This is a genomic window from Sphingomonas echinoides (assembly GCF_029623395.1).
GTDB classification, from domain to species: domain Bacteria; phylum Pseudomonadota; class Alphaproteobacteria; order Sphingomonadales; family Sphingomonadaceae; genus Sphingomonas; species Sphingomonas echinoides_A.
The window spans coordinates 1-13,021 of the sequence record NZ_JAPYKK010000040.1 but is presented as its reverse complement, the minus strand read 5'-3'; the positions used below and the strand labels follow the sequence as shown (position 1 = coordinate 13,021).

The following is a 13,021-nucleotide window of genomic DNA, read 5'->3' as shown; positions in this document are numbered from 1 at the left end:
CACAGGACCTATTCCGCCGCCACGGGCACCGGCACCGCCGCCGCCAGCGCCGCGTCATGCGCCTCGATCGCCGCAGCCTTGTCCTCGACCAGCTTGACGATGTGCTCGAGCATGTCCTCGCTGTTGACCGTGTGATCGGTCACGCCCGACAGATACACCATGTGCTTGCCGTTCCCACCACCGGTCAGCCCGATATCGGTCTCGCGCGCTTCGCCCGGACCGTTGACGACGCAGCCGAGCACCGACAGCGACATCGGCGTGCGAATATGCTGAAGCCGCTCTTCCAAAGCCTGCACGGTGCGGATCACGTCGAACCCCTGCCGCGCGCACGACGGGCACGACACCACGCGCACGCCGCGGTTGCGGATGCCGAGCGCCTTGAGGATCTCGAACCCGACGCGGACTTCGTCCTCGGGTTCGGCCGAAAGCGAGACGCGGATCGTGTCGCCGATCCCGGCCCACAGCAGCGAGCCGATCCCGATCGACGACTTGACCGTCCCGCCGACGAACCCGCCCGCCTCGGTGATGCCCAAATGCAGCGGGCAATCGACCTGCTCGGCCAACTGATGATAGGCTGCGACCGCGAGGAAGAAGTCGGACGCCTTCACCGCGACCTTGAATTCGTGGAAATCATGGTCCTGCAGGATCTTGATGTGATCCATCGCGGATTCCACCAAAGCATCCGGGCATGGCTCGCCGTACTTCTCGAGCAGATGCTTCTCGAGGCTGCCGCCGTTGACGCCGATGCGGATCGCACAGCCGTTCGACTTGGCCGCATCGATCACTTCGCGGACGCGCGACGCCGAGCCGATGTTGCCCGGGTTGATCCGCAAACAGGCGGCCCCCGCGTCCGCCGCTTCCAGCGCGCGCTTATAATGGAAATGGATGTCGGCGATGATCGGCACGCGGCTCGCGCGGACGATCTGTTTCAGCGCGGCGGTGCTTTCCACATCCGGGCAGGAAACGCGGATCAGATCGACGCCGGCATCCTCGCAGCGGCGGATCTGGTCGATCGTCGCGCGCGGGTCGCTGGTCGGCGTATTGGTCATCGTCTGCACGGTGACCGGCGCGTCACCGCCGACGGGGACATTGCCGACCATGATCTGGCGGGATTGACGACGCATGATATCGCGCCACGGACGTAGAGACATGGGAGAAAGTTTCCTTCGCTGCGGGGCCGATATAGCGGCTCGATCGCCGAACGGGAACCTTTTGCCGCTTGAAAGCGGCGGCACCGTCCCGCACGCGCTGGCCAAAGCGCGATCATCGGCTAAGGGAAGCCCGATGGAACGGCATTATGGTCTGGACTGGCTGCGAATCGGCGCGTTCGGCCTGCTTATCTTCTACCATATCGGCATGGTGTTCGTCCCCTGGGGCTATCACGCCAAGACCGCGCACCCGATTCCCTGGGTCGCGGTGCCGATGCTCGCGCTCAACAGCTGGCGCTTGCTGCTGCTGTTCGTCGTGTCGGGCTATGCCAGCCGCGCATTGCTCGCGCGCGGGCACGGCGCGGCGCGGTTCGCGCGCAATCGGACGTGGCGGCTGCTGGTGCCGTTGCTGTTCGGCGTGCTCGTCATCGTTCCCGTCCAGCCGTGGATCGAGCTGACCACGCAGCGCGGCTACACCCACGATTTCGGCCATTTCCTGCTCCACGATTATTTCCGGTTCGCAAAGGTCCACGGCCTGCCGTTGCCCAATTGGCAGCATCTGTGGTTCGTCGGCTATCTCTGGCTCTACACGATGCTGCTCGTGCTCGGCGTGATGCTGGTCGGGCGGCGCAGCCTCCAGCGCGCGTTCGACCGGGTGTTCGGCACCGTGCTGGTGTGGCTCCTGCCGATGGCGTGGCTGGTGATCGTCAGCGTATGGTTGTTCCCCGGCAAGGGCCCGACCAACGACCTGATCCGCGATGGCGTGTCGCACGTGCAATATCTGCCCGGCTTCCTGTTCGGCTTCGCGCTCGCCGGATCGCCGCGCGCGCTTGCGGCGATCCATCGTTACTGGCCCGTGGCGCTGGTCGTTGCGCTCGTCAGCTATGCGGTTTCGGCGGGGATCGAATGGCGCTGGCCGGGACTCGCACATCCCACGGCCCCCTTCGGCACGGTGTTCGCGGTGGCGCGCCCGGTGCATGGCTGGAGCTCGATCATCGCGCTGATCGGGATCGCCGACCGCTTCCTCAATTTCGACCTGCGCTGGCGCCGGACGCTGACCGAGGCGGTGTTCCCTTTCTACATGATCCACCAGACGATCATCGTCGGGGTCGAGGGCGCGTTGCTCCCGCTGCGCCTTCCGCCGCTCGCCGAATTCACGGTGCTGGTCGTCGCGACGATCGCCGGGTGCTGGCTTTTCTATCTGATCGGGCGACGGATCGGCTGGCTTCGCCCGCTGATCGGGCTGCGCCCGCTCCCCCGCAAGGAACACATGACATGAGCTGGACCCTGATGATCCACGGCGGTGCCGGGCAGATGACCCGCGAGACGCTCACCCCGGCCCAGGTCGAGGGTGCGGAAGCGGCGCTGGGTCGCGCGCTCGATGCGGGGGCGGCGGTGCTGTCGGCGGACGGCACCGCACTCGACGCGGTCGAGGCGGCGGTGCGCGTGCTGGAGGACGATCCGCACTTCAATTCGGGGCGCGGTGCCGCGCTGACGCACGACGGGATTGCCGAACTCGATGCCGCGATCATGGACGGGCGCGACCGCAACGCCGGGTCGGTCGCGGGCGTCACCGCGACGCGCAATCCCGTGTCGCTTGCCCGCGCGGTGATGGCGCACAGCCCGCACGTGCTGCTCAGCGGCGCAGGCGCGGATACGTTCGCGCGCGAACAGGGCTGCGAGGCGGCGACGCAGGACTGGCTCGTCCTCCCCGAACGCCGCGCGCAGCTTGAGGAAATGCTTGCCGGGGGCGGCAAGTTCGACGTCGACATGAAATACGGCACGGTCGGCGCGGTCGCGTGCGATTCGCACGGCCATGTCGCCGCCGCCACCTCAACCGGGGGCGTGACCGGCAAGCGCTGGGGCCGGATCGGCGATTCACCGCTGATCGGCGCGGGCACCTATGCCGACGATCGCGCGGGCGCAATATCGTGCACTGGCTCGGGCGAGTTCTTTATCCGCGTCGGCGTCGCGCACGAAATCTGCGCCCGCGCGCGGATCGGCGGGGAGCCGGTGGCCGACGCGGCAAAGGCGGTGCTCGACGAGGTGCACGCGATGGGGGGCACCGGCGGGGTGATCGTCGCCGCACCCGACGCCAGTGCGGCGTGGCATTTCACCACCCCCGGCATGTACCGCGCGCGGCTTTCGTCGGAGGGTGGCCGCGAGATCGGGGTGTTCGGCCAAGCCTGACGTGCTCCTGCGCAGGCAGGAGACCAGGGTTACAGGGGCTGTGGTCGTAACCCTGTATCCCCGCCTGCGCGGGGAAACGGGAAGAAGCTTAGCCGCAACCTCCCAGCATTCCCGCTTTCGCCAACCCCATCAGACGCCTAAAGCGCGGCTCATGACCCGTCTCCGTCGCGTTCGCCCAGCGCTTATCGCTGCCGCCACCCTGTTTGCCGCGGCCAGCGCCACGCCTGCCGCAGCCTATTGGGAATATGGCCATCAGACCGTCGCGCGGATCGCCGAGGCCAATATCCGCCCCAAGACCCGCGCCGCGATCCACCGGCTACTCGCGCAGCAGGCGCTGCTCGACACGCCGACGTGCAAGGCGGGGACGATGGCGGACGCAAGCGTCTGGGCGGATTGCGTCAAGCCGATCAAGGGCGCGGACGGCAAGCCGCGCTTCGGTTACGCCTACACCTGGCACTTTCAGGACGTGAACATCTGCCGCCCGTTCTCGCTGACCGAGGCGTGCAAGGACGGCAATTGCGTCTCGGCGCAGATCACGCGTGACGTCGCGACGCTCAAGAATCGTCGTGCATCGCAGAAGGACAAGCTCGAGGCGCTGGTCTTCCTGATCCACTTCGTCGGCGATCTCCACCAGCCGCTCCATGCGGGCGAGAAGGACGACAAGGGCGGCAACGACGTCAAGGCGTCGTACGACAGCTACGCTCCGCCGCGGCTCAACCTGCATTCGATCTGGGACGGCTTGCTCGCTGAGCGGGCGATCACCTCGGGGCCGTCGCTGGTCCGTCGCTACGCGCCCGCCGTCCGCGCAAAGGTTGCGGCGGGCGACGTGACCGACTGGAGCCGCGAAAGCTGGCAGGTCGCGCATGACGTCACCTATGCGAGCGTCATGGCCGATCCGTGCGCACCAACGCCCGACCGCGTGACGCTCGACGAAGCGACGATCGCGAAGCTGGTGCCGGTCGCGCGGCTCGAAGTCGAGCGCGGCGGGTTGCGACTGGCGAAGCTGCTGGATGCGGCGCTGGGGTAAAGGCAGGCGGGCAAACTGCCGCAGCTATCCACTTCTAACCGTTCGTTTCGAGCGAAGTCGAGAAACCCGGCACAGCGCCGACTTGTCAACTACGCGCGAAACGAACGGTGGGGGTTGGTCCCCTTACCCCCGTCCACCCCAACGCCACGACCAACCGCCACGCGTCTTGCGCAGTGCGATCAGCGTGAACAACAGCAGAAGCGCGACGAGCACCCCGATCCGCGCCACCCGGTCCGGCATCAGCGTCATGTCGAGCACTGCCAGCGCCACGAAACCGATCGTCAGCGCCCAGCCCTGCCACGTCACCGGCGTCGCGCCGATCCCGAACGCCTTGGGCACGAACCAATAGCCGTCATCCGCCTTACGCATCGCTATCCTCTTTCGGTGGCCGCCCCCGGCGGGGCGGGTTGGGCGCGTCGAGCTTGACCCCGCGCCGCGCGAGCGCCTCGCGCAGCAGGCATTCGACCTGTGCGTTGACGCTGCGCAGTTCGCCAGCGGCGAGCCGTTCGACCGCCGCATGCAGCGCGGGGTCGAGCCGGAGCGCGAACGCCTTCTTCGCGGGGGGATCCGCCATCCGTTCGCGCCTATTGGTAGAGCGAGCCGGCGTTGACGACCGGCTGCGTATCGCGCTCGCCGCACAGCACGACCATCAGGTTGGACACCATCGCCGCGCGGCGTTCGTCGTCAAGCTCGACCACGCCCTTCGCCGACAACAGGTCGAGCGCCATCTCGACCATCCCGACTGCGCCTTCGACCAGCGTCGCGCGCGCGGCGACCACCGCCTGCGCCTGTTGCCGCCGCAGCATCGCGCCCGCGATCTCCGGCGCATAGGCAAGGTGCGTGAAGCCGCATTCGTCGACCGTGATCCCCGCCGTCACCAGTCGCGCGATCAGCTCGGCGCGCAGTTCCTGGCCAACCTGCTCGTGGTTGCCGCGCAGCGTCACTTCTTGGTGCTCGTAATCGTCATAGGGGTAGCGCGCGCCGATCGTCCGCACCGCCGCCTCGATCTGGACGATCACGAACGCCTTGTAATCGTCGATGTCGAACAGCGCCTGCGCGGTATCGGTGACGCGCCACACGACTTGCGCGGCGATCTCGATCGGGTTGCCGCGCAAGTCGTTGACCTTTAGCCGTTCCGAAATCATGTTGTTCGCGCGCAGCGACACCTGCTTGCGCCACAGCCAGGGCAGCACCCAGCGTAAGCCCGTGACGCGATCGGTGCCCTTGTACGCCCCGAACAGCGTGATTGCGGTCGCCTGATTGGGTTGCTGCATGTAGAAACCACCCGCGACGAAGCCCGCGGTCAGCGCACCGACCGCGACGAGCACGCCGCCGAAATCGGAGGTCTCGATCTGGGTGATGCCGAACACCGCGAGCAGCAGCGCCGCGACGATCACCAGCAGCATCACATACCCGTTTGACGTCTGCGCCGCGCGTTCGTGCGACAGGGTGAGTGCGGTGTTGCGTTCGAGCGACTCGACCATCGGTACCTCCCGTTTATTATGATATCATATTTATATCATTGCGGGGCGGGACGCAATTGGGTGGTGGGCCGCCGATTGAATCAAACACGGCGGCTGGGGAGCGCGACGGACCAAAAAAGGGGGCGGCGTCCTTCTGGACACCGCCCCCTTCCAACCGAACCGCGAGAAGGATCAGTTCAGAACGATCGTCACCGCACGACGGTTCTGCGCGAGGCTCTGCTCGTCCGACCCCAGCGCGATCGGACGCTCCTTGCCGTAGCTGATCGTCGAGATCCGCCCCGCCGCGACACCGCGTGCCGCGAGATAGTTCTTCGCGGAATTGGCCCGACGGTCGCCGAGCGCGAGGTTGTACTCGCGCGTGCCGCGCTCGTCGCAATGGCCTTCGAGGCTGACCGTCACGTTGGGATATTTCGCCAGCCACGCCGCCTGGCTATCGAGGATCGCGCGCGCGGAGCCATCGATGTCATAGCTGTCGAGTGCGAAGTTGACGGTGTTGCTCGTGACCGAACGTTCGAAATCGGCGCGCGAACCGGGAACGATCGCGCCGGTGTTGCCGGCATTCGGGTCGACCGGCGCGGTACCGCTCGGCGCGGGCGGAATGACCGCGGGGCGCTTCTTGCTGCAGGCGGCGGTTGCGAGCAGCGCGGTCGCAATCAGGATCGAAGTCGTTACTTTAGCCATCGGGTTTCTCCTTGGGGATTCGGAAACGAACATCCGGTTACACGACATCACTACACGATCGACCGGTGCATTCATGGAAATCGATATTAAGGGCGTAACGGTCCCCAGGCCGGATCGGATCCATCGAGGACGGTCGGAACCCGTCGCACGTTGACTCCGGTCAGATCGACCGACCACAGATCGGCCTTGCCGCTACCACCACCGGTCGAGCGGAAGAACATCAGCACGCGGCCGTTGGGCGACCAGCTCGGACCCTCGTCCTGCGATCCGTCGGTCAGCAGCTTTTCGTTGCCGCCAGCGGGGCTCATCACCCCGATCCGGAACGATCCGCCGATCTTGGTATAAGCGATCAGGTCGCCGCGCGGGCTCCACACCGGGGTCGCATAGCGCCCGCTGCCAAAGCTGATCCGCTGCTGCTGCGATCCGTCCGCGTTCATCACGTACAATTGCTGCGTACCCGAGCGGTCGCTTTCGAACGCGATCCGGCTGCCGTCGGGCGAGTAGGTGCCGCCGGTGTCGATCGCGGTCGACTGAGTCAGCCGCTGCGGCGTGCCACCGGCAAGCGGAACGCGATAGATGTCGGTATTCCCCGCCCGCGCCATCGAGAACAGCACCCAGCGGCTGTCGGGCGAAACACGCGGCGCGAACGTCAGGTCGTTGTTGGCGACCAGCAGCTTCTGCCGCCCCGACGCCAGATCATAGACATAGATCGCAGGCCGATCGTTGAGATAGCTCATGTACACGATCGAGCGCTGGTCGGGCGACAGCCGCGGGGTCAGCGCGATCGCCTGGCCGTTGGTCAGGAAGCGGTGGTTCTCGCCGTCCTGGTCCATGATCGCCAACCGCTTGATACGGCGACCCTTGGGGCCGGTTTCGGAGACGTAGACGACACGGCTGTCGAAATAGGGGCCTTCGCCGGTCAGCTTGGAATAGACCATGTCGGCGCACTTGTGCCCCGCGCGGCGCCAGTCGCTCGGCGGGACGACGAAGCCCTGCCGCGCGATCTCGTTGCGGGAGGTGACGTCGTAGAGATAGCAGCCGACCGTCAGCGTCCCGTCCCCGGTCGCGCGGACATAGCCCTGCACCAATGCGGAGGCGCCGGCGCCGGTCCAATACTCGAACGTCGGCGCGGTGACTTCGGGCACGGTCACGGGCTTCAGTCCGGCTTCGAGCGGCTTGAACAGACCCGAATTGCGCAAATCGGTCGTGATGATCTTCGACAGTTGCGCGCCGAGCACGTCGGTGCGGCCCGCGGGCGTGTCGACCGCTTCGCTGGTGGGCATGGTCGGCACCGCGATCCCAAGCGGCGCGGCGATCCCGCCGACGACGTCGACGACCAGTTCGCCGCCCTGTTGGCCATTGGGCGCGCCGCCGGGGGCAGGGGCCTGCAACCCGCCTTGCGGCGCGGGCTGCGGCACCGACGGGGGCGGGGCGGCAGTTTGCGCGGTCGCGGCGCCGGCCAACAGCGCGGCCCCGGACACGGTCAACAGGGTCTTGAGCATCGTCTTGGGAAGCATCGGCAGTTCCTCAGCCCGGAAGTTTGTAGCGCAGGATAAACGTCTTCCACCCGCGCGGCACGTCATAAAGCTCGGGCGGCAGACCACGCAGCGGCGCGCACCCGGTGAAGGTCGCGATCGCGTTGCGGTCGACCACGTCGACATAGCGGCGATTCTCGTCGTCGACTCCGCCGTGATCCGGCGCAACCGTCGGTCGCCCGGCGAGCGACCCGTCGCGGTTGAGCTGGAGCCGGATCGTCACGATGATCCGCGAGGCGCCAGGCCCCGGATTGGGCTGGCGATCCGCGCATGGCTGGACCTGCCGCCGGATCGCGGAGCCGATGTCGGCGGCGGCTTGCGCGTTCATCGTCGCGCCGGGCGCGGCGTCGGACGCCTTGGCCTTGCTCGCGCTTTGCGTCAGGCCCTTGCGGAAATCGTCGTCGAGCAGCGATCCGGTCGCGCGCGCCTTGGTCGACTTGGCATTCGCGCCATTGCCCTTGGCCGCTGCGCTCTTTGCCGCTGCTGCCTTTGCCGCCGATGCGGCGGCTGCGGCTTTCGCCGCCTTGGCGTCCGCGACGGCCTTGGCCGCGGCAGCCGCCTTCGCCTGCGCAGCCTTGGCTTGCGCGGCCTTCTCCTGCGCCGCTTTGGCGAGGTCGGCCTTGCTCGGCTTGGCTTCGGCCTTCGGTTCTGGCCTGGGTTTGGGTTGCGGCTTTGGCACCGGAACGGGTTTCGGGACCGGCTTGGGCTCGGGCTTGGGCTGGGGGACCGGCTTCGGCTGCGGTTTGGGTTGGGGCTTCGGTTCCGCCTTGGGCTCCGCCTTGGGTTGCGGCTTTGGCACTGGGACCGGCACCGGCTCGGGTTCAGGCGCGGCCGCTGCTTCCTCGGCTGGCGGCGCAGCGTCCTCGGGCGGGCCGGCGTCGGGCGCGGCGGATTGCGCAGGCGGTTCGGCGGCGGGCGGCGCGGTCTGCTCGAGCGCGACATTGTCGACCAGCGACACATCGATCGGCTTGTTCACAGGCGGCGGCAGCTTGGTCGCGCTCCAGCTCAGCGACAGGATCGCGAACAGCACGACATGGCCAAGCGCGGCCACGCCCAGCGCGATCCCCTCGCTGCGGCTCATCCGCCCGTCCATCTCAGTTGCCGTCCTGGCTGACCGTCACCAGCGCCACGCGGTTGAGCCCGGCGCGGTTGAGTTCGCCCATCACGCGCATCACCTTGCCGTAATCGAGCTTGGTGTCCGCGCGCAGGAACACCTGCGGCGGCTTGGCGGGGTCGGCCTTGGCGGCAAGCTGCGACAGGATGTCGGGAAGCATCGCATCGCCGACCAGATCCTTGGCGACGAACACCTGGCCTTGGTTGTCGATCGAGATCTCGATCGGCTTCTGGTCCTGGTCGAGCGCCTTGGCGCGGCTGTCGGGCAAGTTCACCGGGACGCCCGCGGTCAGCAGCGGGGCGGTGACCATGAAGATGATCAGCAGCACCAGCATCACGTCGACCATCGGCGTGACGTTGATGTCCGCCATCGGCGCGCGTCGGCCGCGCCCGCGCTGGCTGGGGAGGTTCATCGCCATGGTTCAGCGCCGCCCGTCGCTCTCGAGCTGCCGGCTGAGCGTCGCGTGGAAGCCGTCGGCAAAACGGTTGAGCCGTGCCTCGACCCGGTTGATGCCGTGGCTGAAGCGATTGTACGCGATCACCGCAGGGATCGCGGCGAACAGGCCGATCGCGGTCGCGAACAGCGCCTCGGCGATCCCCGGCGCGACGACCGCGAGCGAGGTGTTCTGCGCCTGTGCGATCCCGGTGAAGCTGCGCATGATCCCCCACACCGTCCCGAACAACCCGACGAACGGCGCGACCGAACCGATCGTCGCGAGGACGTTGAGCCGGTCGGACAGGATGTCGATCTCGTTCGCGACCGAAGCCCCCATCGCGGTCGCGAGCCGTTCGCGCGTCGCGGCACGATCGATCTGCCCGCCGACGGTCGAGCGCCGCCATTCCGCAACGCCGGCGACGAACACCCGCGCGATCGGCAGCTTGTTGTCGACATGCTGCTTGTAGAAGGCGTCGATGTCCTCGGCCTTCCAGAACTCTTTCTCGAACGCGTCGATCTTGCGGCGGGTACCGCCGAGCTTGACCACGAACCCGATGATGATCGCCCAGGTCCACACGCTCGCAAGCAACAGGCCGATCATGATCGCCTTCACGACCACGTCGGCCTGGAGGAACAGCGCGATCGGCGACATGCTCGCGGCGTCGGTATTCAGCATCATCTCGTTCACGACGTCATTTCCCCTGATCGCTTCGCATTTCGCCCATCACTTGCAGGAACGCGGTCACCCATGCGGCCGGCTGGCGGAGCGGGCGTCCGCCGGGCGATACCAGTGCCGCGGTGACATCGGCTTCGGTGAGTATCTGGGCACCCAACATGACCCGTTGATGAATATCAACCGAGGCCGCGCGAATTTGTTGTAATTGTGTGATAATAATAAGCGCGTCGTCGAGCCGGGCCGGCGCGCGATAGCGGATCGCGAGCGCCGTGACCGCATAGGTACCTCCGCCCGCCTCCTGATGCGCGCGCTGGTCGATCCCGGCGCGGACCAGCATGTCCGAGCGCGCGCGCTCCATGTAGCGCAGATAATTGGCGTGATAGACGATCCCCGAAAGGTCGGTATCCTCGAAATAGACCCGCACCGGGAAGCGGTGTTCCCCGTCGACGATCCGCCCGCGCGCGGGCTGGTCGAGCGCATCGACGGACCCGCGCGAAGCGGAAGGGGCGGGATCGGGCTGCGGCATGCGCGCTCGCTGTAGCGGCAAGCCGTCGCGACGAAAACCCCGCACCGCCCCGGCAATGCCGCTGGACGAGCGCGCGGCACCGCGTAAACAGGCGAGATGACGACATCCGCGCTGCGCATCCGGGGGCTCGCCAAGAGCTTCGACACGCCCGTCATCGCGGGGCTCGACCTCGATATCGCTGCCGGGGAACTCTACGCGCTGCTCGGCCCCAATGGCGCGGGGAAGACGACGACGCTGCGGATGGTCGCCGGGCTCGCGCAGCAAGACGCCGGGTCGATCGAGATCTTCGGGATCGACACGCAGCGCGATCCGCTCGGCGCCAAGGCGATCACCGCGTGGTTGCCCGACGAGGCGATGCTGTACGACAAGCTTACCCCATTGGAATATCTCGCGTTCGTCGCGGGGCTGTGGCGGATGGACCCGCATGCCGCCGCCGACGAAGCCGACCGACTGCTCCACTGGCTCGAGCTGTGGGACCAGCGCGACACGCGGTGCGAGGGGTTCTCGCGCGGCATGAAGCAGAAGGTCGCGCTGGCGGGCGCGCTGATCCACGATCCCCGGCTGCTGATCCTCGATGAACCGCTGACCGGGCTCGACGCGGCGATGGCGCGGCTGGTGAAAGATGCACTTCGCGCGCAAGTCGATGCGGGGAAGACCGTGATCGTCACGACCCATATCCTGGAGGTCGCCGAGCGGATGGCGGACCGGATCGGGATCATAGCAGGCGGGCGATTGCTCGCGGAAGGCACGTTGCAGGATTTGCGCGACCGCGCGGGGACGGCGGGGATGACACTGGAGGACACGTTCATCCGCCTGACCAGCGCGCCGGTCACGGCATGACCCTGACCCCGGCGGGCAGCTTCGCCTGGCTCGCGCGTCACGAACTGCGGCTCGCGTTCCGCGCGCGACCGACGCGTGGCGCGACCCGCTGGATCGGCTATCTGCTCGTCGCGGGATGGCTGGCGATCGGCTGCGGCGCGGGCTGGATGCTGCGCGATACGCCGATCCCGATTCCGCCGGACGCGCGGATCGGGGTGCTCGCGGTGTGCGCGCTGATGCTGACCTTCATGACCGCGCAGGCAATGATCGGGAGCCAACGCACGCTGTACGAAAGCGGCGACCTCGCGCTGTTACTGTCCGCGCCGGTCCAGGGGCGGAGCGTGTTGCGCGCCAAGCTGCTCGGCATCGCCGCGACGATCGCGCTGACCTATGCCGTGCTGCTGCTGCCGATCGTCCTCCCGGTCGCGATCCTTGGGCATCCGCGGCTGTTCGGGATGGTTGCACTGTTGATCGCACTCGCGCTGGTCGCCGCGTCGCTCGGGCTCGCGCTGACGCTGCTGATCGCGACGCTGGTCGGCCCGCGCGCGGCCCGCACAGTCGGGCAAGTCGTCGCGGCGGTGATGGGGGGCGGGCTGTTCCTCGCCACGCAATTGCTCCCGCGCGACGAAGGCCGCACCGGCACGTTCGGCGCGCTGTTCGCCCGGCTGCGCGACGCCGGGATCGGTACTTCGGGCGCAAGCGGGGTGCCCGGCCAGGCCGCGTTCGGCGATCCTGTCGCAGTCATGATCGTGCTGGGCTTCGGGTTCGCTGCGTTCGCGGCGGCGGGTGCGACGCTCGAACGCGCGTTCCTGTCGGGCTATCTCGACGGCACCACGCGGCGGTCGCGCCGCCGCCCGACCGGTCGCGCGAGCGCACGGCTGTTCCGTGCGGGCCTGACGCGCACGGTGTTCGCCAAGGAGTGGACGTTGCTGGTGCGCGACCCGGCGCTCGCCTTCCAGATCGTGCTCCGAATGATCTATCTGGCGCCGCTGTGCCTCGGGTTGTTCGGCGGGCGGCATGCGCTGCCGATCCCCGCCGCGCTCGCCTTCGCAAGTGTGCTCATCACCAGCCAGCTCGTCGGCAGCTTCGCCTGGCTGACCGTCTCGGCGGAGGATGCGCCCGACTTGCTCAGCGTCGCGCCGGTCGCCCGCGCGCAGGTCGACCGCGCCAAGCTGCTCGCCGCCTTCGGGATCGCCGCGCCGTTCGCCTTGCTGTTGCCGATCGTCATCGCGCGCGAGACGTTGCTGGGGGCGGTCATCACGCTGGGGATGACGCTGCTCGGCGGCGGGGCTGCGGGCTATGTCGAGCTCAAACTCGGCAAGCCGGCCAAACGCGGCGCGTTCAACAAGCGCCGCGCCGGGTCGGTGGTTGCAGGACTCCTGTCGA

The 13,021-nt window shown here is 67.7% G+C and carries 15 protein-coding genes; 5 read left to right on the top strand and 10 right to left on the bottom strand.

Annotated elements, in window-relative coordinates; translation table 11 throughout:
• Nucleotides 1-8: 8 nt before the first annotated feature.
• A complete protein-coding gene (ispG, locus tag QBJ92_RS17780) occupies nt 9-1,151 on the bottom strand; it encodes a flavodoxin-dependent (E)-4-hydroxy-3-methylbut-2-enyl-diphosphate synthase (protein ID WP_242137921.1) in 1,143 nt (380 codons plus the stop codon).
• Between the two features lie 133 nt (nt 1,152-1,284).
• Here ispG and QBJ92_RS17775 point away from each other — a divergent pair, with 133 nt between their 5' ends.
• From QBJ92_RS17775 to QBJ92_RS17765, 3 genes are all read left to right on the top strand, one after another.
• Entirely contained in the window at nt 1,285-2,427 is a 1,143-nt protein-coding gene (locus QBJ92_RS17775) for an acyltransferase family protein (protein WP_277971026.1), read from the top strand.
• Nucleotides 2,424-3,338: an isoaspartyl peptidase/L-asparaginase family protein gene (locus QBJ92_RS17770; protein ID WP_277971025.1), complete on the top strand. Its 915-nt coding sequence runs from the start codon at nt 2,424-2,426 to the stop codon at nt 3,336-3,338. The genes QBJ92_RS17775 and QBJ92_RS17770 overlap by 4 nt, the downstream gene beginning before the upstream one ends.
• Before the next feature lie 151 nt (nt 3,339-3,489).
• A complete protein-coding gene (locus QBJ92_RS17765; protein ID WP_277971024.1) occupies nt 3,490-4,365 on the top strand; it encodes a S1/P1 nuclease in 876 nt (291 codons plus the stop codon).
• Nucleotides 4,366-4,488: 123 nt separating this feature from the next.
• On the opposite strand, the gene QBJ92_RS17760 is transcribed toward QBJ92_RS17765, so the two are convergent.
• From QBJ92_RS17760 to QBJ92_RS17720, 9 genes are all read right to left on the bottom strand, one after another.
• On the bottom strand, nt 4,489-4,734 hold the full coding sequence (locus QBJ92_RS17760; protein WP_277971023.1) for a hypothetical protein: 246 nt from the start codon (nt 4,732-4,734) through the stop codon (nt 4,489-4,491).
• Nucleotides 4,727-4,939 (bottom strand): toxin-antitoxin system HicB family antitoxin, encoded by a 213-nt coding sequence (locus tag QBJ92_RS17755; RefSeq protein WP_277971022.1) that lies wholly within the window; start codon nt 4,937-4,939, stop codon nt 4,727-4,729. The genes QBJ92_RS17760 and QBJ92_RS17755 overlap by 8 nt, the downstream gene beginning before the upstream one ends.
• 10 nt (nt 4,940-4,949) lie before the next feature.
• On the bottom strand, nt 4,950-5,849 hold the full coding sequence (locus QBJ92_RS17750; RefSeq protein WP_277971021.1) for an SPFH domain-containing protein: 900 nt from the start codon (nt 5,847-5,849) through the stop codon (nt 4,950-4,952).
• 171 nt (nt 5,850-6,020) lie between these two features.
• Nucleotides 6,021-6,530, bottom strand: coding sequence for a peptidoglycan-associated lipoprotein Pal (pal, locus tag QBJ92_RS17745; protein WP_277971020.1), 510 nt, complete (start codon nt 6,528-6,530; stop codon nt 6,021-6,023).
• Between the two features lie 86 nt (nt 6,531-6,616).
• Nucleotides 6,617-8,047 carry a Tol-Pal system beta propeller repeat protein TolB gene (gene tolB / locus QBJ92_RS17740; protein WP_277971019.1) on the bottom strand — a complete coding sequence of 477 codons (1,431 nt, stop codon included), beginning with the start codon at nt 8,045-8,047 and terminating at the stop codon, nt 6,617-6,619.
• 10 nt (nt 8,048-8,057) lie between these two features.
• A complete protein-coding gene (locus QBJ92_RS17735; protein WP_277971018.1) occupies nt 8,058-9,146 on the bottom strand; it encodes a cell envelope biogenesis protein TolA in 1,089 nt (362 codons plus the stop codon).
• A gap of 13 nt (nt 9,147-9,159) precedes the next feature.
• Nucleotides 9,160-9,597 (bottom strand): protein TolR, encoded by a 438-nt coding sequence (tolR, locus tag QBJ92_RS17730; RefSeq protein ID WP_242137931.1) that lies wholly within the window; start codon nt 9,595-9,597, stop codon nt 9,160-9,162.
• Between the two features lie 3 nt (nt 9,598-9,600).
• Nucleotides 9,601-10,293: a protein TolQ gene (tolQ, locus tag QBJ92_RS17725; RefSeq protein ID WP_277971053.1), complete on the bottom strand. Its 693-nt coding sequence runs from the start codon at nt 10,291-10,293 to the stop codon at nt 9,601-9,603.
• A gap of 13 nt (nt 10,294-10,306) precedes the next feature.
• Nucleotides 10,307-10,816, bottom strand: a complete 510-nt coding sequence (locus tag QBJ92_RS17720; protein WP_277971017.1) for a YbgC/FadM family acyl-CoA thioesterase — start codon at nt 10,814-10,816, stop codon at nt 10,307-10,309.
• A 96-nt stretch (nt 10,817-10,912) separates the two neighbouring features.
• On the opposite strand from QBJ92_RS17720, the gene QBJ92_RS17715 reads away from it, so the two are divergent.
• Both QBJ92_RS17715 and QBJ92_RS17710 read left to right on the top strand, forming a co-directional pair.
• On the top strand, nt 10,913-11,656 hold the full coding sequence (locus QBJ92_RS17715) for an ABC transporter ATP-binding protein (RefSeq protein WP_277971016.1): 744 nt from the start codon (nt 10,913-10,915) through the stop codon (nt 11,654-11,656).
• Nucleotides 11,653-13,021 (top strand): hypothetical protein (locus QBJ92_RS17710; protein WP_277971015.1); only part of this gene is annotated, 1,369 nt, incomplete at its 3' end. The genes QBJ92_RS17715 and QBJ92_RS17710, both read left to right, overlap by 4 nt.

Coding starts and splice junctions, on each gene's coding strand:
- ispG (WP_242137921.1), bottom strand. CDS start 1,151: ATGTCTCTACGTCCGTGGCGCGATATCATGCGTCGTCAATCCCGCCAG.
- QBJ92_RS17775 (WP_277971026.1), top strand. CDS start 1,285: ATGGAACGGCATTATGGTCTGGACTGGCTGCGAATCGGCGCGTTCGGC.
- QBJ92_RS17770 (WP_277971025.1), top strand. CDS start 2,424: ATGAGCTGGACCCTGATGATCCACGGCGGTGCCGGGCAGATGACCCGC.
- QBJ92_RS17765 (WP_277971024.1), top strand. CDS start 3,490: ATGACCCGTCTCCGTCGCGTTCGCCCAGCGCTTATCGCTGCCGCCACC.
- QBJ92_RS17760 (WP_277971023.1), bottom strand. CDS start 4,734: ATGCGTAAGGCGGATGACGGCTATTGGTTCGTGCCCAAGGCGTTCGGG.
- QBJ92_RS17755 (WP_277971022.1), bottom strand. CDS start 4,939: ATGGCGGATCCCCCCGCGAAGAAGGCGTTCGCGCTCCGGCTCGACCCC.
- QBJ92_RS17750 (WP_277971021.1), bottom strand. CDS start 5,849: ATGGTCGAGTCGCTCGAACGCAACACCGCACTCACCCTGTCGCACGAA.
- pal (WP_277971020.1), bottom strand. CDS start 6,530: ATGGCTAAAGTAACGACTTCGATCCTGATTGCGACCGCGCTGCTCGCA.
- tolB (WP_277971019.1), bottom strand. CDS start 8,047: ATGCTTCCCAAGACGATGCTCAAGACCCTGTTGACCGTGTCCGGGGCC.
- QBJ92_RS17735 (WP_277971018.1), bottom strand. CDS start 9,146: ATGAGCCGCAGCGAGGGGATCGCGCTGGGCGTGGCCGCGCTTGGCCAT.
- tolR (WP_242137931.1), bottom strand. CDS start 9,597: ATGGCGATGAACCTCCCCAGCCAGCGCGGGCGCGGCCGACGCGCGCCG.
- tolQ (WP_277971053.1), bottom strand. CDS start 10,293: ATGATGCTGAATACCGACGCCGCGAGCATGTCGCCGATCGCGCTGTTC.
- QBJ92_RS17720 (WP_277971017.1), bottom strand. CDS start 10,816: ATGCCGCAGCCCGATCCCGCCCCTTCCGCTTCGCGCGGGTCCGTCGAT.
- QBJ92_RS17715 (WP_277971016.1), top strand. CDS start 10,913: ATGACGACATCCGCGCTGCGCATCCGGGGGCTCGCCAAGAGCTTCGAC.